The organism is Streptomyces sp. NPDC043870 (assembly GCF_056435785.1).
Genome location: NZ_JBWKDT010000065.1, coordinates 1 through 24,691, shown reverse-complemented (window position 1 = coordinate 24,691; position 24,691 = coordinate 1). Strand labels below are relative to the sequence as shown.

The 24,691-nt window shown below is 69.9% G+C and carries 21 protein-coding genes and 2 pseudogenes; 10 read left to right on the top strand and 13 right to left on the bottom strand.

The window, feature by feature from the left end; all coding sequences use genetic code 11:
- Positions 1–681: PepSY domain-containing protein (locus AC0699_RS36905; RefSeq protein WP_478669796.1), on the top strand; the 681-nt coding region annotated here is incomplete at its 5' end.
- A 52-nt stretch (positions 682–733) separates the two neighbouring features.
- On the opposite strand, the gene AC0699_RS36900 is transcribed toward AC0699_RS36905, so the two are convergent.
- The 4 genes from AC0699_RS36900 to AC0699_RS36885 all read right to left on the bottom strand — a co-directional run bounded on the left by AC0699_RS36900 (position 734) and on the right by AC0699_RS36885 (position 5,428).
- Positions 734–1,345, bottom strand: coding sequence for a winged helix-turn-helix domain-containing protein (locus AC0699_RS36900; RefSeq protein ID WP_478669792.1), 612 nt, complete (start codon positions 1,343–1,345; stop codon positions 734–736).
- A 407-nt stretch (positions 1,346–1,752) separates the two neighbouring features.
- Positions 1,753–2,784, bottom strand: a complete 1,032-nt coding sequence (gene glnII, locus AC0699_RS36895) for a glutamine synthetase (RefSeq protein WP_478669788.1) — start codon at positions 2,782–2,784, stop codon at positions 1,753–1,755.
- A 92-nt stretch (positions 2,785–2,876) separates the two neighbouring features.
- Entirely contained in the window at positions 2,877–4,016 is a 1,140-nt protein-coding gene (locus tag AC0699_RS36890; protein WP_478669784.1) for an ARPP-2 domain-containing protein, read from the bottom strand.
- On the bottom strand, positions 4,013–5,428 hold the full coding sequence (locus AC0699_RS36885; RefSeq protein WP_478669780.1) for a hypothetical protein: 1,416 nt from the start codon (positions 5,426–5,428) through the stop codon (positions 4,013–4,015). The genes AC0699_RS36890 and AC0699_RS36885 overlap by 4 nt, the downstream gene beginning before the upstream one ends.
- Before the next feature lie 357 nt (positions 5,429–5,785).
- Here AC0699_RS36885 and AC0699_RS36880 point away from each other — a divergent pair, with 357 nt between their 5' ends.
- Both AC0699_RS36880 and AC0699_RS36875 read left to right on the top strand, forming a co-directional pair.
- Positions 5,786–6,319 (top strand): NUDIX hydrolase, encoded by a 534-nt coding sequence (locus AC0699_RS36880; protein ID WP_478669777.1) that lies wholly within the window; start codon positions 5,786–5,788, stop codon positions 6,317–6,319.
- Between the two features lie 497 nt (positions 6,320–6,816).
- On the top strand, positions 6,817–8,046 hold the full coding sequence (locus tag AC0699_RS36875; protein WP_478669807.1) for an IS110 family RNA-guided transposase: 1,230 nt from the start codon (positions 6,817–6,819) through the stop codon (positions 8,044–8,046).
- Positions 8,047–8,136: 90 nt separating this feature from the next.
- Here AC0699_RS36875 and AC0699_RS36870 read toward each other — a convergent pair whose 3' ends face one another.
- Positions 8,137–8,502: a hypothetical protein gene (locus AC0699_RS36870; protein ID WP_478669773.1), complete on the bottom strand. Its 366-nt coding sequence runs from the start codon at positions 8,500–8,502 to the stop codon at positions 8,137–8,139.
- Positions 8,503–8,516: 14 nt separating this feature from the next.
- On the bottom strand, positions 8,517–9,923 hold the full coding sequence (locus AC0699_RS36865) for a helix-turn-helix transcriptional regulator (RefSeq protein WP_478669765.1): 1,407 nt from the start codon (positions 9,921–9,923) through the stop codon (positions 8,517–8,519).
- 255 nt (positions 9,924–10,178) lie between these two features.
- Between AC0699_RS36865 and AC0699_RS36860 the strand changes: the two genes are divergently transcribed.
- Together AC0699_RS36860 and AC0699_RS36855 are read left to right on the top strand one after the other, a co-directional pair.
- Positions 10,179–10,508, top strand: a complete 330-nt coding sequence (locus AC0699_RS36860) for a hypothetical protein (RefSeq protein ID WP_478669761.1) — start codon at positions 10,179–10,181, stop codon at positions 10,506–10,508.
- A gap of 413 nt (positions 10,509–10,921) precedes the next feature.
- A complete protein-coding gene (locus AC0699_RS36855) occupies positions 10,922–11,878 on the top strand; it encodes a Gfo/Idh/MocA family protein (protein ID WP_478669756.1) in 957 nt (318 codons plus the stop codon).
- Between the two features lie 74 nt (positions 11,879–11,952).
- Here the strand turns inward: AC0699_RS36855 and AC0699_RS36850 are convergent.
- From AC0699_RS36850 to AC0699_RS36840, 3 genes and pseudogenes are all read right to left on the bottom strand, one after another.
- Positions 11,953–12,294 (bottom strand): annotated as a pseudogene (locus tag AC0699_RS36850) (hypothetical protein); the annotation flags it as partial.
- Positions 12,295–12,300: 6 nt separating this feature from the next.
- Positions 12,301–12,927 (bottom strand): annotated as a pseudogene (locus AC0699_RS36845) (hypothetical protein); the annotation flags it as partial.
- A 183-nt stretch (positions 12,928–13,110) separates the two neighbouring features.
- Positions 13,111–13,470: an arsenate reductase family protein gene (locus AC0699_RS36840; RefSeq protein ID WP_478669753.1), complete on the bottom strand. Its 360-nt coding sequence runs from the start codon at positions 13,468–13,470 to the stop codon at positions 13,111–13,113.
- 195 nt (positions 13,471–13,665) lie between these two features.
- Here AC0699_RS36840 and AC0699_RS36835 point away from each other — a divergent pair, with 195 nt between their 5' ends.
- Positions 13,666–13,917 carry a hypothetical protein gene (locus AC0699_RS36835; RefSeq protein ID WP_453669127.1) on the top strand — a complete coding sequence of 84 codons (252 nt, stop codon included), beginning with the start codon at positions 13,666–13,668 and terminating at the stop codon, positions 13,915–13,917.
- 144 nt (positions 13,918–14,061) lie between these two features.
- Here the strand turns inward: AC0699_RS36835 and AC0699_RS36830 are convergent, their stop codons facing one another.
- Together AC0699_RS36830 and AC0699_RS36825 are read right to left on the bottom strand one after the other, a co-directional pair.
- Positions 14,062–15,438, bottom strand: coding sequence for a DUF1254 domain-containing protein (locus AC0699_RS36830; RefSeq protein WP_478669749.1), 1,377 nt, complete (start codon positions 15,436–15,438; stop codon positions 14,062–14,064).
- Between the two features lie 166 nt (positions 15,439–15,604).
- The gene (locus AC0699_RS36825; protein WP_478669744.1) at positions 15,605–17,233 is read right to left on the bottom strand and encodes a glycosyltransferase 87 family protein; all 1,629 of its coding nucleotides are present in this window, start codon (positions 17,231–17,233) and stop codon (positions 15,605–15,607) included.
- 256 nt (positions 17,234–17,489) lie between these two features.
- Here AC0699_RS36825 and AC0699_RS36820 point away from each other — a divergent pair, with 256 nt between their 5' ends.
- The 4 genes from AC0699_RS36820 to AC0699_RS36805 all read left to right on the top strand — a co-directional run bounded on the left by AC0699_RS36820 (position 17,490) and on the right by AC0699_RS36805 (position 22,693).
- Complete coding sequence (locus AC0699_RS36820) at positions 17,490–18,656, top strand: S1 family peptidase (protein ID WP_478669740.1); 1,167 nt, start codon at positions 17,490–17,492, stop codon at positions 18,654–18,656.
- A 317-nt stretch (positions 18,657–18,973) separates the two neighbouring features.
- The gene (locus tag AC0699_RS36815) at positions 18,974–19,843 is read left to right on the top strand and encodes a HalD/BesD family halogenase (protein WP_478669735.1); all 870 of its coding nucleotides are present in this window, start codon (positions 18,974–18,976) and stop codon (positions 19,841–19,843) included.
- Positions 19,844–19,982: 139 nt separating this feature from the next.
- Positions 19,983–20,834, top strand: a complete 852-nt coding sequence (locus AC0699_RS36810) for a class I SAM-dependent methyltransferase (RefSeq protein ID WP_478669731.1) — start codon at positions 19,983–19,985, stop codon at positions 20,832–20,834.
- 92 nt (positions 20,835–20,926) lie between these two features.
- Positions 20,927–22,693 (top strand): choline/carnitine O-acyltransferase, encoded by a 1,767-nt coding sequence (locus AC0699_RS36805; protein WP_478669800.1) that lies wholly within the window; start codon positions 20,927–20,929, stop codon positions 22,691–22,693.
- Positions 22,694–23,166: 473 nt separating this feature from the next.
- Here the strand turns inward: AC0699_RS36805 and AC0699_RS36800 are convergent, their stop codons facing one another.
- Both AC0699_RS36800 and AC0699_RS36795 read right to left on the bottom strand, forming a co-directional pair.
- Positions 23,167–23,619 carry a hypothetical protein gene (locus tag AC0699_RS36800; RefSeq protein ID WP_478669728.1) on the bottom strand — a complete coding sequence of 151 codons (453 nt, stop codon included), beginning with the start codon at positions 23,617–23,619 and terminating at the stop codon, positions 23,167–23,169.
- Between the two features lie 372 nt (positions 23,620–23,991).
- Complete coding sequence (locus tag AC0699_RS36795) at positions 23,992–24,387, bottom strand: DUF3592 domain-containing protein (RefSeq protein WP_478669723.1); 396 nt, start codon at positions 24,385–24,387, stop codon at positions 23,992–23,994.
- Between the last annotated feature and the right edge of the window lie 304 nt (positions 24,388–24,691).

Here is a 24,691-nt window from a genome sequence, read left to right as displayed (position 1 = left end):
AACATCGACAAGATCCAGACCCAGTTGGGCGGGGCCACCCCGTCCGTCGCAGCCGCACTCGACGGACAGGACTCCGGCGGGGGCCACCAGGGCCATGGGGCCGGACACGGCAGCCCCAAGCCTGCCACCGGCCCGGACGTCGGCCTCGACAAGGTCGTCGAGGCGGCCCGGGCCGAAGGGGTCGACGAGCAGATCCAGATCACCCTGCCCGGCGATGGCCAGGGATATGTGGTCAAGGAGCGCGACCGGCAGTTCCCGGTCCACCTCGACTCCGTCGCCGTCGACCCGGCCGACGGACGGGTCATGGACACCCTGCGCTTCGCGGACTACCCGCTGCTCGCCAAACTGACCCGCTTCGGCATCGACGTCCACATGGGCTACACCTTCGGCCTGGTCAATCAGCTGGCCCTCGTGTCCCTCGCCGTCGCGCTGATGTTCCTCGTCATCTGGGGCTACCGCATGTGGTGGCTGCGCCGGCCGACCAAGGAACACAAGCTGAGCGCGGGCCGCCCCATGCCGCGCGGCGCCTGGCGCAGGGTGCCGGTGCCCGCCCTGCTCCCGCTCGCCGCGGCGACCGCACTCGTGGGCTGGTTCGTACCGCTGCTCGGTATCAGCCTTCTGGGGTTCCTCGCCGTCGACGTCGCACTGGGCCTGGTGGCCAGGGCACGCGCGAAGGCGTGACGGGCGGAGGGGGCCGGTGCGTACGCGCCGGCCCCCTCTCGCTTCCGTCAAGTCAGGGCGTGTACTTGTAGCCCACGCGCCGCACCGTCTGGATCGTGTGACGGTGCTCGGCGCCCAGCTTGCGGCGCAGCCGCGCCACGTGGACGTCGACCGTCCGGCCGTCGCCCACGTGACCGTAGCCCCACACGGTCGTCACCAGCTGATCGCGGGTGTGCACGCGGTGCGGATGCGCCACGAGATGGGCCAGCAGCTCGAACTCGAGGTACGTGAGATCGAGGGTGCGCCCGTCCACGGCCGCGGTGCGCTGGGCGCTGTCGATCCGCACCGGACCGTGCCCGCTCTCGTCCGCGTCCCCGTCCGGGCCGCCCGGGCCCAGGCCGGGGGCGAGGTCCGGGGCGAGACCCGGTTCCAGGGCCGGTGCTGCCGCGAGAACCGGCGGCTGCTGGTCGGCCGGTACGAGAACGAGGTAGCCGACCATCGGGGGCCGGCCCGGGAGGACGGGCAGCGTGTGCTGGGGCGCCGGCAGCCAAGTGGCGCCCGGCGGAAGGAAGTCCGCGACACGCACCACCTCGTCCGGGTCGACGGCCCGGAGCCGGTGCCGCTTCTGGAGGGTGGTCGTGGTGCCGGTGACGGTCGCAGCCGAGGAGGAACGGGAGTTCGCCATGAGAGGTCAGCTCTTTTCGCGCGGAGTAGTCGTCGAGATCGACAGGACGTACGTACGTCGTGCGCGTCGGCCGAAGGCCTCGGAGAGGCTTTAGAGGGCCGACGCGTTCCTCGCGCGGCAACACACACGGTCGAAGTCGTGGTGCTGACGGGAAGGCCAGAACGGCTCAAGGTCGCTGCGACCTGTCACGTTGCTCTGAAGGCTGGCCATTCCCTTATTCAAGCAGATGAAGCGGGTCGGCAGCAGACCCCTCTCACGAGGCGGACGAGAGCCGTCCCTTCTCGCGAGGCGCCCTCTCACGAAGCGGACGAGAGCCGTCCGCGGCTGCCGAATCCGTGCGCCCACTGACAACGAAAGGGGCGCCCGCCGGTTCCGGCGGGCGCCCCCAACAGCAGGGTGCGGACGGATCAGACCTGGCCGGCCTTCTCCAGCGCGCTGCAGCACGTGTCCACCAGCAGGCGGGTCACCACGTACGGGTCGACGTTCGCGTTCGGACGGCGGTCCTCGATGTAGCCCTTGCCGTCCTGCTCGACCTGCCACGGGATACGGACGGAGGCGCCGCGGTTCGACACGCCGTAGCTGTACTCGTTCCACGGGGCGGTCTCGTGCAGACCGGTGAGACGGTCGTCGATGCCGGCGCCGTAGTTCTTGACGTGGTCCATCGGCTTGGAGCCCTCACCGAGCGACTCGCACGCGGTGATGATCGCGTCGTAGCCCTCGCGCATCGCCTTCGTCGAGAAGTTGGTGTGCGCACCCGCGCCGTTCCAGTCGCCCTTCACCGGCTTCGGGTCGAGCGTCGCGGAGACGTTGAAGTCCTCGGCGGTGCGGTAGAGCAGCCAGCGGGCCACCCACAGCTGGTCGGAGACCTCCAGCGGCGAGAGCGGGCCGACCTGGAACTCCCACTGGCCGGGCATGACCTCGGCGTTGATGCCGGAGATGCCAAGACCCGCCTTGAGGCAGTTCTCCAGGTGCGCCTCGACGACGTCACGGCCGAAGATCTCGTCCGCGCCGACGCCGCAGTAGTAGCCGCCCTGCGCGGCCGGGAAGCCGCCGACCGGGAAGCCGAGCGGACGGTCGCCCTCGAAGAAGGTGTACTCCTGCTCGATGCCGAAGATCGGCTCCTGGGAGGCGAACTTCTCGGCCACCTCGGCGAGCGCGGCACGCGTGTTGGACTCGTGCGGGGTCATGTCCGTGTTGAGGACCTCGCACATCACCAGCACGTCGCCGCCGCCGCGGATCGGGTCCGGGCAGGAGAAGACAGGCTTGAGCACCCGGTCGGAGGCGTGGCCCTCGGCCTGGTTGGTGCTGGACCCGTCGAAGCCCCAGATGGGAAGCTCGGCGATGCCTGCGGCAGAGCCCGTCAGAATCTTCGTCTTCGAGCGAAGCTTCGCGGTCGGCTCGGTGCCGTCGATCCAGATGTACTCAGCCTTGAAGGTCACGGGGCCTCATCCTTTGGGGTGCAGCGGGTATGAGGCGCAGCTTCGCAACACGGGATTTCCCGTCCATTGCCCGATTGTGAACCCCGTGTTACTCAGGTTTCCTTCGTTTGTCGTGATCTCTGTGCGACCACATGGGCGTTGAGCAGCGACTCGAATCCGGCATTCCGGATTCGTCGGACCAGCTCGGCGTAACTGCTTCCGAGCGCCTCGGCGGTGCGTCCTAGATGCCAGTCGTGCCCGGCCAGCATGCGCAGCAGATGGCCGCGGCGGATCTGGTTCTCGGACAGCCGGAACGTCTTCAGATAGGCCGTGCGCCCCTTGTGGTCCGTGATCAGCTCACCGATGTGCTGCGCGCTCTGCGCCCGGTGGAAGGGCGGCAGGAAGCGATGGAGGGCGTACGGACCCATCCGGTGGACCCGCTCGAAGGCGTACGGAGTCTCCAGCAGGTCCCGGGCGAACAGACCCGTGTGTGCCTCCTCCCAGGCCCGCTCCTGGGCACGGGCCGCCGCCCGCAGATCCACGAGCGTCTCCAGGTGCCGGCCGTCCCCGATCCGCGCGGCGAAGTCCGGCACCGGTCTGCCGTAGAGGGCGTACTGATGGACCAGCTCGCCGTACAGGTCCTCCAGCAGTGACGGATGCAGCGCGCGGTAGTCGTCGGGGTGCGGCACGACGAACGCCGCGGCGAGCGCGTCCGCCGCGTACACCATCACCCCGCACTGCCCCGGATGGATCTCGAAGACCCGAAGCGCCTCCGACAGCCCGTACACCTCCCGGCCCGTGTACGCGTCCTCGGCGCGCGGCGCGAGCCCCTGCCGGACCGCCTGCTGGGACCACTCGTCCCAGACCACGGACGGCCCGCCGAAGTGCAGCGCCAGATATCCCTCCAGGGCGAGATGGAGCGGCAGGAGCCGCAGTCGGTTCTCGCCCTGCTTCCGCTTGGCTATGCGGTGGTGGCGGCGCACGTGAATGCGGTTCGGGGCCCCGCCGCCGAGCTGGGTCCCGTACGCCGCCGACTGCGTGCCGTCACCGGACCAGTCCGCGACGAAGCCGTGCGGGACGTACGAGACGTACTGAGTACGCGGGCCGACGTCCACGATGCCGAGACCGCCGTACACCTCGTGGCGCAGCCGCAGCCCTTCGAGCGGCTCCTCCCGCACCAACGGCACGAGCCGGATGCCGCCCCACACCTGCGCCGGACGAGCCGTCAGTCCCGTGAGATCGATCTTCGTCATCGCCTGTCCTCGTGCTCCAGGAAGCGGGCGACCCGGCGGTCCAGATACGCCCGCAGCTCGGCCGGCCCCGTGCGCCCCTCCGCGAACTGCGCGATCTCCACCAGCGCCGGCAGATCCTCCGCGTCGCGGATCCCGGCGGTCGGCACGCTCGGCGCCAGCCGCCGTACGTCGAAGCCGTCCGCGTCGTATACGGGGTTGAGGTGCACGACCACGGTCCGCCGGTCCGGGTCGAGCCGCGTGCGCCAGACGCGCAGCACCTCGCCCGCGAGCCCCGGCGGGGCGTTGTCCCAGCCGTCCGAGACGATCACCAGGCGCTCGGGTGAGGTCTCCAGCGCGTCGATGATCCGCGTGCCCAGCGGGGTCGGCCCCCAGGGCCGCACGAGCAGCGGATCGGTGCCTCCCGACGTCCACAGCGCGGTGTACGTCCGCGAGAGGGCCTCCAGCAGGAAGTGCCCGGCCAGCGCCACCGCCAGGGGCCGGCGGCGCTTCACGCCCGAGCCGGACGCGGAGTAGCTGTCGTCGAGGACCGCCGCGACCCGCCCCCACGTCCCCGTGTACGGACCGGCCGCGCGCCGCGCCGCCGCCCGGAGCGCTCCGGTCAGCTCCGCGCGGCGCGCCACGCGCTCCTCGAAGGTGAGCGAGAGGACGTACAGCGCGAGCCGGGTCAGCGGCATGGCGGTGAGATCGGCGGCCGGGCCGCCGGAGCGCTGTGTGCGCAGCCGCTCCAGCCGGGTCATCCGGGGTGCGATCCGCTCCAGGAACTGCTCGCGCCGGACGCCGTGCTCGGCGGCGAAGCCCTCGGCGACGGTGAACGGCAGCTCGTACAGTGCCCCCTGCTCGTAATGCGCGCGGCGGTAGGCGTCCAGGTACGGGTGCTCGTAGCGGACGCGCCGCCCGGGCGCGAAGAGGAAGTCCCCCGACTCCGGGTCGGCGAAGGAGTGGTGGGCGTGCCGGGCGGCGGCCTTCAGACCCGGGCGGTACTTCACCGCGTCATGCGCCGGGTCCGGCCGGGCCGCCAGCCAGTCCCGCATGATCGCGCGGGTACGACGGTTGTTGACCTTGGCGGCACGCAGTGCGCGGAAGAGCCGGTACACGCGCTGCGGCGGCAGCACGGCGAGCCGCGCCGCGATCAGCCGCCCCTCGACGGCCTTCTGGTCGTCGTCGGCCTCGCCCGCCGTACGCAGCAGCCACTCGACGATCCGTACGGCGTTGTGATCGTTGATGTCGAGCGCGAGCGTCGCCGCGTAGAGCGGCCGGTAGTTGACGCGTACGTACTCGTGCACGAAGCCCAGCGAGATCCGCTGCTCGTACGCCTCGGACCGGAACTCGCGCTGGCCGGTCGCGGTGATCGCGGCATTGACGAAGAGCAGTACGTCCTCGGCCGCGACGAGATCGGCGTGCGTGTCCGCCATGGTGTTCCCCCGAACATCCCCCGTGCGTACGTATGCGAAGGCCGGCCGGGGAATGGGGGCGCGAACGGCGAAATCATTGCGTCAGAAGCAGGTCTCGGAAGTCGCGCCGGAGTCCCGCGGCCGGCCGTGGCAACGTAGCACTCGTCACCAGCCGTTCCGCCACCGGTTTTCACGAGGGTGCCGGTCTTTGCCCCGAGTTGAGCAATGCGGCCTGCGACACGAGGCGTCGAACCCGTAACCGGCCTGCGTGAGGCGCGACATGGCAATATTCGTCAGCCTGACGTGAATCCTGCTGAACCCAGCTCTGGTCCGTCCCCGCTCTGCGATGCTGGTGACCAATCGAGAGGGGCCGCGGCAATGCAGTGGAAGATCCACGGGGAGCGTCCGATCTACGAGAACCCATGGGTGAAGCTGTGGCTCGCCGACGTCGAGCAACCGGACGGGCACCGGTGGGAGCACCATGTGGTCAAGCTCCGTCACCTGGCCGTCGCCGCTGTGGTCAACGATCGTCGGGAAGTCCTGATGATGTGGCGGCACCGCTTCATCACGGACACCTGGGCGTGGGAACTGCCCATGGGCCTGGTCGAAGAGGGCGAGTCCCCGGCCGACACCGCGGCCCGCGAAGTGCTGGAGGAGACCGGCTGGCGCCCCGGCGCGGTCAAGCCGCTGATCTACGCCGAGCCGGCCAACGGCATCACGGACTCTCAGCATCACGCCTTCCGGGCCGACGGCGCGACGTACGAGGGCCCACCGACCGAGAAGAACGAGTCCGACAGGATCGAGTGGATTCCGCTGGCCGACGTCCGCGGAATGATCGACCGGCGCGAGATCGTCAGCAGCGGCTCTCTCGTCGGGCTGCTCTACGTGCTCATGGACGAGGCGATCCGCTGACCTGGCGGGGCAGGGCCAGCCGCGTCCCCAACCTAATCCGGTATTAGCGGCGCTCGGTGGCCGGGCAGCGTCGGGTGAAGACACCTATCCCCAACACGGTCCTACAGACCCTCTGTGAGAGCGGTGATTCTCGAGACTTCCTGGTCACCGCAGCGCTGCTAAGCGTTGACGATCACGTGGGCGTCGGACGGGCGCCTTCGCCTGACCGGGCCTTGACGCTTCGAAGCAGATCGGTGGCGTTCTTCGTCCTCACGACCGTCAACACGGTCGCCTTGATCACTCGTTGGTGTTGGTGGCGCGAGCCCGCCGCACGGTGACCTCTCGATACGCCCGAGCTGTCTGAGCTCCCGCATAGACCGAGGCCCGTGGGGTGAGCTGGTGCCACGAACGGCTACTGAGGTGGCGGACCGGCCAACGCGTCGAGTCCTGGGATTAGGTCGCTGCGTGGCCCGCATGCGCTCGTGACCAGCGCAACCTGCACAAGGAAGAGGATCATTTTGTTCTACTGCGGCATCGACTGGGCGGAACGCACACACGACGTCGCCCTGGTCGACGACAGCGGCCAGTTACTGGCCAAGCGGCACATCACCGACGATGCCGCCGGCTACAAGATTCTGCTGGACATGCTCGCCGAGTACGGCGACACCGAAGGGAATCCGATCCCAGTCGCGATCGAGACGTCCCGCGGACTGCTGGTGGCAGTGCTGCGGACCGGCAAGCGGCAGGTATTCGCGATCAACCCGATGGCTGCAGCCCGTTACCGCGACCGGCACTCCGTCTCGCGCAAGAAGTCCGACCCCGGCGACGCCTTGGTCCTGGCGAACATTCTGCGCACGGATATGCACGCCCACCGGCCGCTGCCGCAGGACACCGACCTCGCACGCGCCGTCTCCGTCCTTGCCCGCGCTCAACAGGACGCCACTTGGAACCGGCAGCAGATCTCCAACCAGCTCCGTTCCCTGCTGCGGGAGTACTACCCGGCCGCCTTGACCGCGGCCGAGTCCTGGAAGAATGGACTTTGTCGGCCCGAGGCCCGCGAGATCCTCAAGGCGGCTCCGACACCATCCCGTGCTGCCCGGCTGACCCGCGTCCAGCTCCAGGCCGCTTTGAAGCGGGCGGGCCGCAAGCGGGGCATCGAGGCCGAGGCCGACCGGCTCCGGGATGTCTTCCGGGCCGACTGGGCCCATCAGCCGCAGCTGGTCGAGGACGCACTCGGCAAGCAAATGCTCGCACTCTTAGTGCAGCTCGAGGCTGCCTGCCAGGCTGCCGACGACCTCGCCGAGGCGGTGGAGGAAGCTTTCCCTCAGCACCCGGACGCTGAGATCATCCTCAGCTTCCCCGGCCTCGGCGTCCAACTCGGCGCCCGGGTGCTTGCCGAGATTGGAGACGACCGTGACCGCTTCGCCGACGCCCGCGGCCTGAAGGCATACGCCGGCGCATCGCCCATCACCAGAGCCTCTGGCAAGAAGTCGAGCATCACCCGCCGATGGGTGAAGAACGACCGGCTCAACCACGTCGGCTACCTCTGGGCGTTCTCCGCCATCACCGCCTCACCCGGAGCCAAGGCACACTACCGGCGCCGACGCGACGACGCCGGAGACTGGCACGCCGCCGCCCAGAGGAACCTCTTCAGCCGCATGATCGGTCAGCTCTACCACTGTCTCCAAAGCCGTGAACACTTCGACGAGCGCACGGCTTTCCCCACCACATTCGCTGCCGCAGCTTGACGAGATAGGGCCCTGAGGTGTCTCACGAGGCAATACACCTGGCCCAGGCCGTGCTCTCGTCCTTGTATCAGGTCGAGAGCTCACCAGCGATCAGCTCCGTGCCTTCTCGATGGCCTCGAAGATGTCGGCATCGGTCTCCTGCTGCCAAGTCGGCAGGTCGGTCCAGTCCGCCACGTAACCGGGCTTCGGGTCCTCGAAGTGCTTGAACATCTGGGCCCTCCAGCACGTTGCGACGAAGCGGCCCTTCTGATCGCGGGACAGCCGTGCCGTAGTGCCGCCGCTGATCTCGATGAAGTGACGGACCTGCTCGTAGACGGAACCCGCGGCCTCGCGCTCCCACTGTGGGGTGTCGTCCCACGGCGTGACATAGCCGGCCTTCGGCTCTCCCGGAAAGTGCTGGTGGACTCCCGCGATCCAGGCTTCCCGGAACAGACGTGCACCCTCGGTCTGCGACATGCCTACCCCTCTCGTCACGGCGTGTTCAGAGCGGCGATCCCCGCCCCCAGCTCCGCCACGCGGTGGTCGCGGCTCAAGGGACCGAACTCGTCGCACAGGGCTTGGAGTCTACGGGCGGCGTACCCCGACCCGGAGAATCGAGCCAGTTCGATGGCTTCCCTGCCGTACTCCACGACCTGTTCGACATCCCGCCGCTTCGCACCGATAGCAGCCAAGTCGGTGAGCACTGCTCCCCGTCGCCGGTACGACTGTCCGGACGCCAGAGCTGTCTGCTCCAGGGCATCCCTCAAAGCGTTCTCCGCCAGGTCGAGACGGCCGAGCTGTACGTAGCGCGATCCCCGCTCCTCGGCCAGACGGGCGCCGTCGAACCGAAGCCATCCGCCGTTGACGCTGTCCGTCGTGAGGTCGCGCACGGCCTCCGCCCGGTCCATCGCGCGCTCGCACGAGTCCAGGTCGCCGAGGCCGGCGTATGCCTCGGCTTGGACGGAAGCGACCCAATGCCGGGTCGAAAGGTTGCTGTCCCCTCGGTCGGCCAGTCGCTCGGCCGCGCCGAGCATCTGCGCGGCCTGGCGATAGCGCTGCTCGGACATGTCCACGTAGGCGTGACGGACGAGCGCGCATGCCCACAGGTCGTACGCCTCGGCATCCTTACCGACCGACGCAGCGAGCGAGTACGAAGCGACCGCGTCCGAGTACCGATTGCCGTCGAACGCCACCTCGCCTGCCAGCTGAAAGAGATCGGCCGCAGCACTCAGCAGGGGCCGCGCACTTCCGCGGTTGCTCGCCAGCGCCTCGTTCAGCGTTGTCAGCTGGTCCCGGACGACGGGATAGACGGAGCCCTTGGAGCGAGCCAGTTGGTAGACCTGCCAGAGGTGTCTGTTCATACGTGCGAAGTCGGCAGGTACTCCCCGACAGACGCCCTCGGTGAGAGCTTCGGCCTCCTCGACCGGCAGGGCGGTCAAGGCCCCGCTGACAGTCAGTATGCGGAGGAACTCACGGCGGATCATTTCGTCGGGGTCTCCCGCGCTCAGGGGGTCACTGGACTGGTGCCCGGCAGCTTCCTGGCCTGCGGCTCGTGGCGGCTTCAGGAGGATGTCCAGCTCTCGGAGGCTGACTTCGAGGGCGGCGGCCAAGCCCCGTCGCTGAGGCGGCTGAGGAGAGACTCTGCTGCTTTCCCAGCGTCCGACCGTTGTGCGGTCCACGCCGAGTAACTGGGCCAACTTTTCCTGACTGTAGCCCAGGGCCCTGCGCCGTTCCGCAGACCCATGGCGCCCCCTTTCCCGCGGCTTCAACCTCTTCGGTGCCTGTGCACGGACCTGCGTCAACACTGCCGCATCGATGCCGTGGAGACCTCCGACTCCCGGCGCTTTCCTGGATGTTGCCCCGGAGGAGCAGAGGGATTGGCAGAGGAGTTCGGTCATGACGACGAGAGACGAGGCTCTGGCACGCGAGCCGGACGGTGGTGCGCGGACGCAGGGCCTGGGTGCTGAGCAGCGAGTCCTCATGTCGATCAGGGTCTCCCGTGACTCCGGCCGGACTTGGGGCCAGGTGGCGGAGGTACGAGAAGATGAAAGTCCGGTGATCCTCGACAACCCCATTGGCTTTCCGCCATGCACGTGCCCGCGCTGCACGGACCACGCCCATCGCTCCGAAGCCTCGCCTCGGGTGGTGTCGTGATGCGGTGCACGCACTGGTGCCGGGTGTCCTTGGACCTGGTGCGGGAGGCCAGAACAAGGTCGGCCGCGAAGTGCGTCGACCGCAGCGTGCAGTGCCAGCTGTCCGCTCATGACGACGGCAAGCACTACGGCCTCCTCGCCGAACTCGACCACTACGGCACCGCGCTGTGGCTCCGCTGGCTCGGGAGGACCGAGGTGGAGCTGGTCGTGCTGCCGGACTGCCCGGTGGTCGCCCCGGGGCCCGACGGTGAGGGCTGCTGTCTGTTCGCCGGCCACGCCAAGCAGCACACCTGGGAAGACGCTCTGGAGGAGGCCTCGTGCACCAGCTGATCATGAGCCCACGCAACCGCATGTTCCACGTCGCCCGCCCTGACTCTTACGGCGGAATGCAGACCCGGCGCCTTCGCCCTCCTCGCAACGAGAGCTGCGGGGACTGCGGCGGCAGCGGTGCCGACTCGTCCGGCAAGAGCTGTGGCACCTGCAACGGGCTCGGCGAGATCCACTGCCGTGTTGGCCGTCGGGGCTTACGCGTGCCGTCGCGTTCCATGGTCTGGAACTGTCCGACTCTCCCTTCCCGTGACCCCGACACCCGTCTGCGGGCAGGTGGGTGGGTAGTACGCGTTGGCTTGCTCGCCCGCGAGCCGACCCGCCGCCCGGGTCATCCGAGGACCACGCATGAGTGGACGGGAAGGCAGGGCGGGCACCGCTGCCGCGACGCTGTGCCGGGGTGCACACTGGCCCGCATGACGAAGCTGCGGATCGGACTACTCGGAACGGGCCCCTGGGCGGAACGCACCCAGGCCCCGGCTCTCGCCGCGCACCCGGAGACTGTCTTCAGCGGGGTGTGGGGGCGGCGCCCTGAGGCTGCCTCCGCGCTGGCCGCCGCCCATGGCGTCAAGGCGTACGAGGACGTGGACGCCCTCATCGAGGCGAGCGATGCCGTCGCGGTCGCCCTGCCGCCCGACATCCAGGCGCCGCTGGCGGTCCGCGCGGCCGCGGCCGGGCGGCATCTGCTGCTGGACAAGCCGGTGGCGACGACGGTGGCCGGGGCTCAAGAGGTCGTGACGGCGGTGCAGGGCACGGGCGTCGCGTCCATCGTCTTCTGCACACTGCGCTTCGCCGCGGACACGGCGCCGTGGATCGCGGAACAGGCCGCCGCGGGCGGCTGGTTCACCGCCCGGGCGCACTGGCTGGGCTCGTACCTCGCGAACGGCTCGACGAGCCCGTACGCGGCCTCGCCCTGGCGGAGAGAGAAGGGCGGCCTGTGGGACGTCGGCCCGCACGCGCTGTCCGTGCTGCTGCCGGTCCTCGGCGATGTCACCGAGCTGACGGCGCTGCGCGGCCCCGCCGACACCACCCATCTCGCGCTGCGGCACGCCTCCGGGGCGTCGAGCACGGCCACACTCGGCCTGAGCGCGCCACCGGAGGCGGCCGGCGCGAGCATCGACCTCTACGGCGAGCGGGGACGGGTCCTCATGCCCGCGTGGGGCGACGCGATCGGCTCGTTCCGGTCGGCGGTGGACGCGCTGCTGGTGTCGGTACGTACGGGGGATGCGCACGCGTGCGACGTACGGCTCGGGCTTCGGATCACGGAGATCCTGGCGGAGGCGGAGGAGCGGTTGGGGGAGTCGGACGGGCTGCCTGGGGAGGAGCGGCTGGGGGAGTCGGACGAGCGGCCTGCGGAGGAGCGGCTGGTCTGAACCGACCGTCCGCTCCTCCGCTTCTCACCGGGCGCCTCCGGGGCGGTCGGAGGCGCCCGGCGAGGCTGGTTGCGTCAGCCGACGCGCTCGATGCGTGCCTTGCGGATCAGGAACTTGCCGGGCTCGCGGACCTGCTCGAACGCGGCGTTGTTCAGCAGGGCGCAGCTGCCGGAGGTCGAGGTGACCTCGACGGTGGTCGACTTGTTGTTGTCGAGGTTGGTGACCTTCAGCTTGGTGCCGATGGGGAACTGGCCGCTGGAGGCGGCGGGTGCGCCGCCCTCGCCGGACAGGGTCACGGTCGAGCCGGCGCAGACGACCTCGCCGGCGGCACCGCCCTGGTCGCCGCCGTTGCCGGCGTCGCCCGCGGGCGGCTGCTCGGCGGGCGGAGCCTGCTCGGCCGGGGGCGCCTGTTCGGCCTGCCCGCCGACGCGCTCGATGCGTGCCTTGCGGATGAGGTTCTTGCCGGGCTCGCGGACCTGCTCGAACGCGGCGTTGTTCAGCAGGGCGCAGCTGCCGGAGGTCGAGGTGACCTCGACGGTGGTCGACTTGTTGTTGTCGAGGTTGGTGACCTTCAGCTTGGTGCCGATGGGGAACTGGTTGCTGGACGCGGCGGGTGCGCCGCCCTCGCCGGACAGGGTCACGGTCGAGCCGGCGCAGACGACCTCGCCGGCGGCACCGCCCTGGTCGCCGCCGTTGCCGGCGTCGCCCGCGGGCGGCTGCTCGGCGGGCGGAGCCTGCTCGGCCGGGGGCGCTGCCTGGTCTTCTCCTCCGCCGGAGCCCTCCTCACAGCCCGACGCCTCCTGCTGGACCTTGATCTGCGCGATCACTGCCTCGCGGTTGGCGATCCGAGCGGCCGACTGGGCGTCCGGATTGGCCCGTTGACCGGCGATGAAGTTCTCGTTGTTGCGAATCGCCTGGGCGAGTCCGTCGCAGGCCACCGAGGCCTGGCTTGTCCCGGTCATGACAATCGCAGTGCCACCGACCAGCGCCGCTGCGCCGACGAGCAGAGCGATTTTCTTCTTGCCGCTGAGGGTCTTCTTGCGCGACACGTGAGAGCTCCTGTCCCCGGCCGTGAACGGCGGCCGGATCGGTTCCGTGTGCCGTTACGTACGAGTAGGCCGACGGCTCTGCTCAACTGCCACAGGGGTGACTTCCTTAACTGCGGCTTAAGTTTTCGCAGGTGGGCGGGGAGCTGGGCGTTTACGGCAGCCGATCCGTCCGGGGGAGCGGATTCAGCGGCCCAGCGCGTCCCGAACCGCCTCCTCCGTGCGCCCCACCACCGCCGTACCGTCCTCCGCCGTGATGATCGGACGCTGGATCAGCTTCGGGTGCTCCGCGAGTGCCGCGATCCAGCGGTCTCGCGAGGCCTCCTCGCGTGGCCAGTCCTTGACGCCCAGCTCCTTGGCCACCGCCTCCTGGGTCCGTGTGATGTCCCACGGTTCGAGGCCGAGCCGCCCGAGCACCTCGCGGATCTCGTCCGGTGACGGCACGTCCTCCAGGTAGCGGCGCACGGTGTACGAGGCGCCTTCCTCGTCGAGCAGATGCAGCGCACTGCGGCACTTCGAACACGCGGGATTGATCCAGATCTCCATTCCGACACCGTACTCCCCAGGCGCCTCTCGAACATCCTGAACACCCGCTGGCCAGCAGCGATTGTCAGTGGTGGGCAGTAAAATCGAACTAGTTCGTGAGGGTCCAACCACCGCGCCGGGAGGTCGCCGATGGCCGTTGCCGCAGTCACGACGAGGACGGGGCCGAAGACGAAGACGAAGTCAGGACCGAAGCCGATGCACGGGTCGACGCCGACGAAACTGACGAAGCAGCCACTGCCCGCGGGTCTGCCCCGCGACTGGTACGAAACCCACAACCGCCGCCTGAAGGCCATGCGCCTCGCCATCGCCCTGCTCGACACGGGCATCTACCACCCTGCCAACGCGAGCAATCGCCGGATACGCACCACGGCCGAGTGCATCGGCATCCGCCCGCCGTCCGACACGACGTGCCACATGGTGCGCGAGCTGATCCACTACGCCGACTGAGGCGACGCCTGACACCTGACGCCTGATGTCTGTCGGCTGATGTCCGGCGTGCCGAGTCCAGTGCAGGACGGGTACGGGCAGGCCGGGGCAGGTTCGGGGTAGGTCGGGCGGGTCCGGCCCGGGGGCGCATCCCCGGACCGGACCTCAGTGTCCCGGCTGCCGCGGCTCGATCCGCGGCAGCCGGTAACTTCCCTCCAGCACCGAGGCCTTGGGGGTGTACAGGCGCGCCACGAGCCGGAAGTCCCCGGGCGGGGCGGGCAGCCAGTTCGCGGCCTCGGCCGGATCGGCAGGCGGCTCTTCCTGGATGTGCACGGTCAGCGAGCCGTCGTCGGCGTGGACGAGACCAGGAGTGCGGTCGCCGATCGAGTACCGGCCGAGCGGGTTGGCGACCAGGTAGGAGTCCGGGGTGTCGTACATCGTCACCGACCAGAACGACTCCACGGGCGGCGGCTGTTCGAAGCGCAGGGTGTACGCCTTCGAGCCGTTGAGCTGCTCGCCCTCGGCGTCGGTGAAGACCTGCGCGTTCACGGCCTCGTAGCCGTGGCACCCCCAGAGCGTGGTGCGTGCCGCCACGGCCCGTACGAGGTACGACTCCTCGCGGTCCGCGATCCTCCACTGCGGCGAGTCGTGCGTGCCGACCCCGAAGTGGTCCAGGTTGTAGTCGAAGGAGTGCGGGTCGAGCGCCCACTCCCCGGGCGCCGTGGCGGCGGCGGCCCGGACGGCCTCTCCGACCCGTGCCCTGCCCTCGACGAATCCGTCCCTCAGCGCCGCCAGGAGGTCCGCGTCGGGGGAGACGTACGGCGAAGGCCCCTCCTCCAGCAGCCCGAGCGGCTGGAACCGCTCCTGGTACGCGGCTTCCTCGGCCGAGGGCGGGAAGTCGCCCATCCACACCCGCAGCTTCTCGAAGAAGCCGAGCGTGTCCGGCACCCCCGGTTCCGGCGTCGGCAGCCCGGTCGGATGCGCCCTTCCGTCCAGCGCCTCCACCGTCAGCCGCTCCTGCAACGCGGCGACCCGCGGCAGGTCGTCGGGCCCGTCGCATGCGAACCGTCCGACGACCGACACCACGGCGGTCGGCGCGTCGATCACCCCGCGCATCCCTTCGGGCTCCACGCCGGCCCAGCCGGGCGGCGCGATGAGCCACCGCCCCTCCTCGGTGCCGGTCGCGCGCGTGCCGACGTACGCGAAGTTGTTGGTCCATGCGTCCACGAACTGCAGGACGTAGTAGGCCCCGCCGGTGTCCGGCACCTGCAGCACCAGCGGCCCGCCGGAGAGGTCGAGCTGCGCGACCGAGTACACGATGTCGTTGTTGACCGACACGAAACTGTCGTGATGGTCGGCGAGTTTCCGGGCGTGCGCGAAGGTGTTGAGCGGGGTGGGCGGCAGCGCACCGATGCCCTTGCGTGCGAGAGCCCCGGCCATCGTGAGCGCGTACACCAGCGGATAGCCGTACACATACGCCTCGGCGGCGAGTGCACTCGTCACATCGGCGTCGGCAGCGGCACCAGCGTCGGCATCGGCCATCGAACAGCCCCTCCGGACAGGGGCTATGCCCCCTATGAGCGATTTATTCGCATCCGGAGTCTAGATCGCCGTCGGCCGTCCCGCACGCGCCCGTAGCGCCGCGCCGCTACTTCTCGCCGTACGGCGGCAGACGTGCGAGCCGCAGGCAAGGAGCGCGCTGGGGACCCTATCTCGCGGCTGCCGAAGCCGTGGCGGGCGTCTGTTCGGTGGCCGCCGGTTCGGTGGCCGTCGTCGCCTCCGTATCCGTGTTTGCGCTCGTGCCCGTGTGGTCGCTCGTACGCGTGGTTGCGCCCGGACCCGTGTGGTCGCTCGTACCCGTGGTTGCGCTCCGACCCGTGTGGTCGCTCGTATCAGTGGTTTCGCCGGCGCCGCTTGTGTCGTGCGTACCCGTCGTGGCCTTCCACAGGCGGCGGCAGGACAGCAGCGTGGCGGCCACCAGCAAGCCGTTGCGTACGGCCATCAGCGTGTTGCCCAGCGCCGTTCCGTACATGACGTCCAGATAGTTGGTGGGAAAGGCGATCGCGGTGACGGCTGCCGCGGCCAGCAGCACCCATGCCACTGGGCGTTGCGTGGTGTGCCGGGAGGTGAGGCAGACCGCGGCCAGGCCGATCAGCCAGACCAGATACTGCGGGCTGATCACCCTGCTGGTGATGGTGAACAGCAGGACGGCGGCGAGCGCGGCGTCGAGCGGTGTCGCCGTGGTCCACCGCGACGCCCTGCCCCGCCAGAACATCAGCCAGCCGAAGGCGGCGGCGGTGAGCAGCATGGACAGCTGGGCGACGGTCTCCACATGCATCCCGCTGAACTCCAGGGCGCCGTAGCGGGACTCGATCCAGATCGGCGAACCCGCTGCCCGCATCAGGGACAGTACGGTGCCGCCCAGCGACTCGATCTGCACGCCTCTGGCGCCCTGTTGCTGCAGGAAGCCGAGGCTGTTCCGGAAGCCGAGGGCGAGTACGGCGAGCAGCGCGGCCGCGGCCGCGGCGGCGGACAGCCAGGCCTTGCGGCTGGTGCGCCCGCGTTCCATGCCCACCAGCGTGAGCAGCGGCCAGACCTTGACCAGGGCTCCGAGGGCGGCGAACACCCCGCCGAGGCGCGGGCGGTGACGGGCGCTGAGCAGGGCCAGTACGGCGAGGGCGGTGACCTGGATGTCGAACCGGCCGTGCGGCACATTCAGCAGCAGCGGCAGTCCGCCCGTCCACAGCCAGGCCCCGGCGAGTCTGCGTCCCCCGCGGGCCAGGGCCAGGACGACGATCGCGTCGGCGGCGAAGGTGAGGACGAGGAACGCCTGGAAGTAGCCGAGGAACGGCAGGCCGGCGGGGAACAGGAACACCAGGCCAGCGCCGGGCGGGTACTGCCAGGTGACGTCGTTGACGGGGAAGGAGCCGTCGGCCAGCTGCTGGGACCAGCGCGGGTAGACGAAGTTCACCTCGTCCGAGACATTGCTGACGCCGATGCTGTCCTGGACTAGCAGGTACAGCATGCCGAGCCGGGTCAGGGTCCAGACCGCGTACAGGGCCGCGATCGATTTCTTCGCGGTCCAGGCGTCGGCCTGGTGGGCCGCCCAGGCGAGGGCCCGGGGTGTGCCGCCGGGCCCGCCGGGACTCTTCTCGCCGAACGGTGAGGCGCCGTCCGAGGGGGGGTCGTCCGTGCGGGAGTCGTCCGCGCGGCGGCCGTCCGCGCGGCGGCCGTTCGTGCGGGATTCGTCCGAGCGGGGGCCGTCCGCGGCCCGGCCGCTCTCGGGGTCGCCCTCCGGGGCGGAGCTGCTGCCGACGAGTTCGGTCTGCTGCGTCATAGCCCGCAAATTTAGACCCTTTTGTACCTTTCTCCTGGTAGTGAACCGCTCGCACCCCGCCGCGACTTCCTTCGCCTGTCCGTCCACCCGCGGCGTCCCGCAGCGTCTCCGCCTCGAGCCGGTAGGCCCGTTCTGGGGGCTGTGCGGCGGCCGACGAAGCTCCTACTCTCTGTGAGAGCGCTCTCAGCGCCTGATGTTCCACCCCCACCACTCCCACCACCCCCACAACGCTGGGACAACAGAAGGGTTCATCGACGTGAGACGCAAGAAGACCGACCAGAGAACCGGCTTACGTACAGTCCTCTCCGCCCTCTGCGCACTCCTCCTGCTCGGCGCCGGGGGCGGAGCCGTGTTCGCCCCCACCGCCGCCGCGGCACCGACCCCCGAACCCCCGGCCTCGCCCGGACTGATCACCGCCATGCAGAAGGACCTGGGTCTGACCGAGCGGCAGGCGCGCGAGCGCCTCGCCCAGGAGAAGGCGGCCTTCGCCGTCCGGGGCAGGGCGGAACGCGCGGCCGGCCCCGCCTTCGCCGGTACGTGGTTCGACGCGGACAGCGGCAAGCTGACCGTTGCCGTGACCAGCCGTCAGAAGGCCGACGCCGTACGGGCGACCGGCGCCGACACCCGCATCGTCACCCACACCGCCGCACAGCTCGACGCGGCAAAGCAGCGCATCGACCGCCAGCACGCGCCCGCCGGTGTGAGCAGCTGGCACGTCGACCCGAAGGCCAACCGGATCGTCGTCCGCGTCGTCGCCGGCCGCAGCAGCGACGCCAAGGTCAAGGCGTTCCTCGACCGTGCCCGGCGCACCGGCCCCGTACAGGTCGAGACCGTCGGCCAGGCGCCCTCCACCTACGCCGCAGGGGTTGTCGGCGGCGACCCGTACTACACCGGCAACGTCCGCTGCTCCATCGGCTTCTCCGTGTACGGCGGCTTCGTCACGGCCGGGCACTGCGGCGGGCCCGGCAGCTTCGTGCGCGGCTGGGACGGTTCCGACATGGGCTGGTTCCAGGGCTCGTCCTTCCCGGGCAACGACTACGCCTGGGTGAGCACCGGCTACGGCTGGTGGACCGTCCCCGTGGTCCTGGGCTGGGGCCAGACCCCGGACCGGCTGGTCCGCGGTTCGTGGGAGGCCCCGGTCGGTACGTCGATCTGCCGGTCGGGCTCCACGACGCACTGGCACTGCGGCACGGTGCTGGGCAGGAACGAGACCGTCAACTACCAGCAGGGCGCCGTGTACGAGTTGGTCAGGACGGACGTCTGCGCCCAAGGCGGCGACTCGGGCGGCTCGTTCATCAGCGGCGACCAGGCCCAGGGCGTGACCTCCGGGGGCTGGGGCAACTGCAGCTCGGGCGGCAACACCTGGTTCCAGCCCGTCAACGAGATCCTGGGCCGCTACGGGCTGACCCTGCACACCGCCTGATCCGGCCTGCTCCTCGACCGGCACCGCCATGAAGAAAGCCGCGCCCGCGTACGTCGCGGGCGCGGCCTCGGCTTTTCGGCGCGGCGCCGCGCGCTCCGAGCCGGCGGGGCCCACGGGTGGCGGGCCCGCGGGTGTCGGGCCTCCGTACGGCCGGGTGCGCCGCGGCCGCACAGTGCGACGTGTCACAGACAACTTGGCGAGGCTGTGGGAGCTTCAACTCTGTTGTTCCTCAGTGGAGTTGCCGAAGAGCCGAGAGTGAGGGCTCGGCGCGGTCTGCCCGCGCGGCGAAAGGTCTGCCCGCACGTCGAGAGGATCGAATGAGCACCCTGGAAGCCATGACGCTCGACCAGGTGGTCGACACGGTTCGGTATCCCCTGTCGGAACTCGAGAGCGCCGAGGGGCAGGCGGTGGTTTCCCGTGCCCGGCGCGAACTGCTGACCGACGGCTGCACCGTACTGCCGGACTTCATCCGCCCGTCGCTCCGTGACGTCCTGCGGCAGGAATGCTCGGCCATCGCGCCCCGGGCGCACTTCGACGTCGAAACCGTCAACGTCTACAACATCGCCGTCGACTCGGTCCTGCCGGCGGACCACCCCGGCCGCAGGACGTTCCAGCGGGGCAACGCGTTCGTCGCGCGGGACCGCGTCCCCGCGGACTCCCTCATCAGCCGGCTCTACACCCACGAGGTGTTCCAGCGCTTCATCGCCCGCTGCTTCGGGCTGCCGGAGCTGCACGAACTGGCGGACCCGCTCTCCGGGCTGGTACTCAACGTCGTCGCGCCGGGCATGGAGCACCCCTGGCATTTCGACACCAACGAGTTCACGGTGAGCATGCTCACCCAGCAGGGGCAGGCCGGGGGCGACTTCGAGTACTGCCCGAACATCAGGACCGCGGACGACGAGAGATTCGACGACGTCCGGGACGTACTGGACGGCCGGGGCGAGCGGTTGATCCGGCGTCTGCCTCTGCAACCCGGTGACCTGCAGCTGTTCAAGGGCCGTTATTCGCTGCACCGGGTGAGCCCGGTGCGGGGCGGGGTCGCGCGCCACTCCGCGATCTTCGCCTACAGCGAGCGCCCGGGGGTCATCGGGAGCGTGGCACGGACCCGGCAGCTCTTCGGCCGCGTACTGCCCGAGCACCTGGCGGCCGAGGACCGGGCCGTCCGGGGCGACCGGCTGCTGGACTAGGGGTGTCGTGTGGATCAGCCGGGCAAGATCCGCAAGAAACCCGCCAGGCCTGAGGCGTTTCCCGCTCTGCGATCCACGTGCGATTCGCTCTGAGATCCACCCTGAGATCCACTCTGAGATCCACGGAGGAGTAAGCCCTGTGCGTTTCGACGCGACCGGAAAAGTCTCGCTCGACCACATCTACACCCAGCCCGATCCGCGCAGCTACTTCAGAGCGCTGCGCCCACTCGGCTACAGCGTTCCGCAACACGCCAAGCCGTACTTCGCCAAGTTCATCCAGGAGTACCGGGAGACCCGGTCCGTCGCGGTGCCGAAGGTGCTGGACATCGGCTGCTCGTACGGAATCAACGCCGCCCTGCTGAAGTACGACGCGACCATGGACGAGCTGTACGAGCGCTACGGCGACGAGGACCGCGAGGGGGAGAGGGAGAGCCGCGAAGCCCTGCTGGCCCGGGACCGGGAGTTGTCGCGTTCCCGCCGGCCCGCGCAGGACATACGCTTCGTCGGCCTGGACACCTCCGGCAGCGCGCTGTCCTACGCACTCGAGGCCGGGTTCCTCGACGACGCCGTGCACGCCGACCTGGAGAACAACGAGCCCACACCCCGTCAGCTCGACCAGCTCACCGGGACGGACCTGGTGATCTCGACCGGCTGCCTCGGGTACGTCACGGAGCGCACGCTCACGCACGTCGTGCTGGCCCAGGGCGACCATCGGCCCTGGATGGCGCATTTCGTGCTGCGGATGTTCCCGTTCGACCCCGTCGAGCGCGCGCTGGCCGGGCTGGGATACCGGACCGTCCGCGTCGACGGTCTGTTCAGACAGCGGCAGTTCGCCTCCCCGGAGGAGCAGGCCCTCGTGCTGGACGGCATGTCCTCCGCCGGGGTGGATGCGCGGGGCCTGGAGGCGGAAGGCTGGCTCTACGCACAGCTCCATCTTTCCCGGCCGTACGGCACCTCAGGTCCCAACGATCCGAATCGAGAGCAGAAGTGAACAACAGTCAGGGTGTAGCGGGCGGCGGCCGCGGCCAGCTCGCCGCGCAGGTCGGCACGACAACCTTCGCCCATGAGGAGGGTCTGCCGCGCGTGCCGCTGCCCACGCTGGAGGCGAGCTGCGAGCGGTTCCTCGCCTGGTGCGCGCCGCTGCTCACCCCGGACGAGCGGGCGGCGACCGAGGCGGAGGTGGCCGCCTTCCTCCGGCCCGACGGCCCCGGCCGGGTGCTGCACGCGGCGCTGGAGGAGTACGACGCCACGGCGGGCGTGCACAGCTGGCTCGACACCTTCTGGCCGTACCGCTACCTGGGCCGCCGGGACCGGATCGCGCTCAACGCCAACTTCTTCTTCCTGTTCCAGGACTCCGGCCAGGCGCAGGTCGAGCGGGCGGCCGGGCTCATCGCAGGGGCCCTCGACTACAAGCGGCAGCTCGACCAGGAGCGCATTGCGCCGGTGGTGCAGCGCGGAGTGCCCCAGTCGATGGTGCAGAACAAGTTCCTCTTCTCCACCACCCGGATCCCCGGCGCGCAACAGGACACGGTCCGCGCCCCCTACAGCGAGGAACGGCCGGGCCCGTCCAAGGCCCGGCACATCGTGGTGTTCTTCCGCGGCAGCATGTTCCGGCTGGACGTGCTCGGCGCGGACGGCGTCCCGCACAGCCTGGACGACCTCGAGGCGGGCCTGCGCGCGGTGATGAAGGCCGGAGCCGAGCCGGGCGCCGCGGACACCCCGGTGGGCTCCCTCACCACCATGGCCCGCGCGGAGTGGGCGGCCGCCCGTCAGTCGCTGCTCGCCTGCCACCCCCGCAACGCGGACGCACTGGAGGACGTCGAGGCCGCGCTGTTCTGCGTCTGTCTGGAGGACTTCGCTCCCTCGGACACCCAGGAGGCCTGCGACGAGCTGCTCTACGGTGACCGCGGCAACCGCTGGTTCGACAAGGCCGTGTCCCTGATCGTGTTCGCCGACGGCCGGGCGGGCATCAACGTGGAGCACTGCGAGCTGGACGGGACCACCATCCTCAGCTTCGTCGACGCCCTGCTCGGCACCCCGGCCGAGGAGCACTCCCGGCAGTCCGGAGCCCGCTCCCAGGGCCTGCCGGCACTGGAGCCGGTCGTGTTCGAGCTGGACGACGCGCTACGGGCCCAGGTGCGCGCCGCCGCCGACGCGTTCGCCGCGTACGGGGAGGCCACGGCGACCACGACCGTGTCCTTCGCGGACTTCGGGAGCAGTACGGCCAAGGCCCTGGGCGTGTCACCGGACGCGTTCGTCCAGGTCGCCTACCAGCTCGCCCACCAGCGGGCCAAGGGGCTCCTGGGCGCCACGTACGAGTCGATCGCCACCCGGCAGTACCGGAACGGCCGGACCGAGGCGATGCGCGTCGTCACTCCCGAGATGCTGGCCTTCGTGACGGCGATGGAGGACCCGGCGGCCGACACGGAAGCCCGCCGAGCCGCCTTCCGGGCCGCCGCAGAGGCCCACGTCTTCCGCGCGAAGGCGTCTCAGGCCGGCCAGGTCCCCGAGCAGCACCTGTGGGAACTGGAACTGATTCAGCGCCGCCGCGGCGCGGAGCTCGGCGTACCCGAGCAGCCCGCGCTCTACCGGACGCCTGGCTGGCTCACGATGCGGGACGACTACCTGAGCACCAGCTCCGCGCCGTCCCACAACATCCAGTACTTCGGCTTCGGATCGACCAGCAGCCGTTGCATCGGGGTGGCCTATGTGCTGTTGCCCGAGCGCTTCAACCTCTATCTGAGTACGCCACTGGCGGTCGCGGACCAGATGCGGACCTTCGCCGACCGGCTCCGGGAGGCGGTGGGGGAGCTGCGGGAGCTGCTGGGGTCCGGGCGGTCCGGGGACTGAGGTAGTCGCGCTCGTCACGCTCGGGGCCGGGTCCGGTGAGCGATCGGCCGACGCACACGGAGCGTCGGCCTTCGCGATGCCGGACCCGCCGGGACCGGCTGACGCTGACGACCTTCCCTTCTGAGCACGATGCTTGCAGCGCAGTGCCATTCAGCGCGGACACCTCATCGCCGACAGACGAGGATGCCCCCGAGGCAGGTGATCTCGTACGCCCCCCGCCGGGCGATGTGCTCGATCACCAACGCGCGGGCCCGGTCGATGGTCGCGTCGAAGGGGCTCCGTGCCGTCCAGGTCGCCCAGGAGCAGGTGCCCGCGGGCGAGGTCGAGGTGCGCGGCGAACAGGTCGCCGACCGACTGGTCGTCTCCGTCCGCGCTGCGATAGAGGCGGATCGCTGGCTCCGCGCTGACGATGGCTCGCTAAGTATGCGGACGCTCCTACATCCCTGGGCTGTGTCTGGCCGCCAACCTCGCGATCAGTGGAACCAGACGACGAGCCGCACCTGGTCCGCGCCGTGGAGTTCGCTGAGCGTTCGCATCACGCTCCAGACCGGTCCCCAGTGGGTCTCGTTCCCCGCGACGCTGTCGCGACTTCGGGTGCCGGAGCTCTCCGTCTCGCTCCAGTCGGCGACGGCGAGCTCGGACCAGGTGATCCACGTTGTGCCATGCAGGTCAGGATGGCCGCCGTAGGCGGCGTACTCGGTTCGCAACACCTCGGACGCGTCGGCCGGAAAGCCGCGGCCCTCGGTCAGAGGACGGAAGCCGAAGTAGTTGCGGATGCCGAAGAGACAGGCGAGGGCGTCGTAGGCGTTGCCGTTGTTCGGGAGGAAGAGGTCGATGGCGGCCTGCCACACGGAGTCCTCATCGTCAGGGCCCCAGAGGCGGGCACCCGGTCGGCACTCGATCATCCCGCTGAATTCCGTAGACATGCCGGGATCGTGCCTGACTGGGGCCTGATTCGGCTTCCGCATTGCCGCGACTCGATCTCCCGCGCCGGATGTCTCAGTGGGCGCCATCACACAGCGCCCACCCGCGCCGGCTTGAACGCAGGGTCGCTCGTGTCGGGTCCCCGGCCAGTCCGTACACAGTCCGCGGGACACCCGATCACGACCGTCGTACCCCATCGCCAGTCAATAGACAGTGAAGGTGGGCCAAGGGCCCCGCGGCTTACGGCCACGACTCCGTTTCGCCATTGACGGCATGCTGCACCGGAAGCCCGCTCACCGCTAGGGCGTGTCCGACGGGTCCCGTGACGGGTCTGGCGGTGGATCCGTTGGTCAGAACGAGGAGGGAGAACAAGCTCAGCGCGTGAGCAGGCACCCAGCCGCGACGCCGAGGAAGATCATGGCTCCGAAGAACAGGCCGACGATCTCATGCAGGCGGTACTTCCAGGTGAACACCCGTGCGCTTTTCGGCCTTTCGGGCAGGTAGGCGACCGGTACATGGGTTCCGAGGTCCAGCCCCGTCGCCGTCGTGGGTGGCCGGAACCTGACGGGCCGGCCCTGCCGGTCGATGAACTCGATGACGGGCGTCGAAGAATCGTCCCCGGGCTCATGCTCCTGGTCCACCACCACCCCCTCAGCGTGCAGCCCGTAGCGGCTCAGCCGCATCTGCAGCCGTGCCTCCCGCACACTGGCCCACAGACCCGCCAGGCCCACCAATACGGCCAGTCCGATACCGATCGTTTCACCCGTCATCCGTCCCCTGCTCTCCCTCGCACAGCGCCCGCCTGGCACGGGCCGCGCATCAGGAGGACGCGGCACGCAACCCGATGGTTCACGAAGGTGCGCGGGCACACCGGCTCCTCGGGCCTACGTGGTCGTGGCTCGGGCCACGAAGGGTCGATTGTCGCCTTAAACCCAGTCGGGAGCCGTGCCGTGAGCCACGTCGGGCGGAAGCGATCAGTTAGTACTCCAGCCGGACTTCTGTATTTCTGCTGGTCAACGGCCTGGCGGTGGGGAGTGTAGCGGGGGTTTTGCATGGGTGGGACGGTCTTGGGCC

What these genes read in the sequence shown, in the direction of transcription:
- AC0699_RS36900 (WP_478669792.1), bottom strand. Translation starts at nt 1,345, where the DNA reads ATGGCGAACTCCCGTTCCTCCTCGGCTGCGACCGTCACCGGCACCACG.
- AC0699_RS36890 (WP_478669784.1), bottom strand. Translation starts at nt 4,016, where the DNA reads ATGACGAAGATCGATCTCACGGGACTGACGGCTCGTCCGGCGCAGGTG.
- AC0699_RS36885 (WP_478669780.1), bottom strand. Translation starts at nt 5,428, where the DNA reads ATGGCGGACACGCACGCCGATCTCGTCGCGGCCGAGGACGTACTGCTC.
- AC0699_RS36880 (WP_478669777.1), top strand. Translation starts at nt 5,786, where the DNA reads ATGCAGTGGAAGATCCACGGGGAGCGTCCGATCTACGAGAACCCATGG.
- AC0699_RS36870 (WP_478669773.1), bottom strand. Translation starts at nt 8,502, where the DNA reads ATGTCGCAGACCGAGGGTGCACGTCTGTTCCGGGAAGCCTGGATCGCG.
- AC0699_RS36865 (WP_478669765.1), bottom strand. Translation starts at nt 9,923, where the DNA reads ATGACCGAACTCCTCTGCCAATCCCTCTGCTCCTCCGGGGCAACATCC.
- AC0699_RS36860 (WP_478669761.1), top strand. Translation starts at nt 10,179, where the DNA reads ATGCGGTGCACGCACTGGTGCCGGGTGTCCTTGGACCTGGTGCGGGAG.
- AC0699_RS36855 (WP_478669756.1), top strand. Translation starts at nt 10,922, where the DNA reads ATGACGAAGCTGCGGATCGGACTACTCGGAACGGGCCCCTGGGCGGAA.
- AC0699_RS36840 (WP_478669753.1), bottom strand. Translation starts at nt 13,470, where the DNA reads ATGGAGATCTGGATCAATCCCGCGTGTTCGAAGTGCCGCAGTGCGCTG.
- AC0699_RS36835 (WP_453669127.1), top strand. Translation starts at nt 13,666, where the DNA reads ATGCACGGGTCGACGCCGACGAAACTGACGAAGCAGCCACTGCCCGCG.
- AC0699_RS36830 (WP_478669749.1), bottom strand. Translation starts at nt 15,438, where the DNA reads ATGGCCGATGCCGACGCTGGTGCCGCTGCCGACGCCGATGTGACGAGT.
- AC0699_RS36825 (WP_478669744.1), bottom strand. Translation starts at nt 17,233, where the DNA reads ATGACGCAGCAGACCGAACTCGTCGGCAGCAGCTCCGCCCCGGAGGGC.
- AC0699_RS36815 (WP_478669735.1), top strand. Translation starts at nt 18,974, where the DNA reads ATGAGCACCCTGGAAGCCATGACGCTCGACCAGGTGGTCGACACGGTT.
- AC0699_RS36800 (WP_478669728.1), bottom strand. Translation starts at nt 23,619, where the DNA reads ATGTCTACGGAATTCAGCGGGATGATCGAGTGCCGACCGGGTGCCCGC.
- AC0699_RS36795 (WP_478669723.1), bottom strand. Translation starts at nt 24,387, where the DNA reads ATGACGGGTGAAACGATCGGTATCGGACTGGCCGTATTGGTGGGCCTG.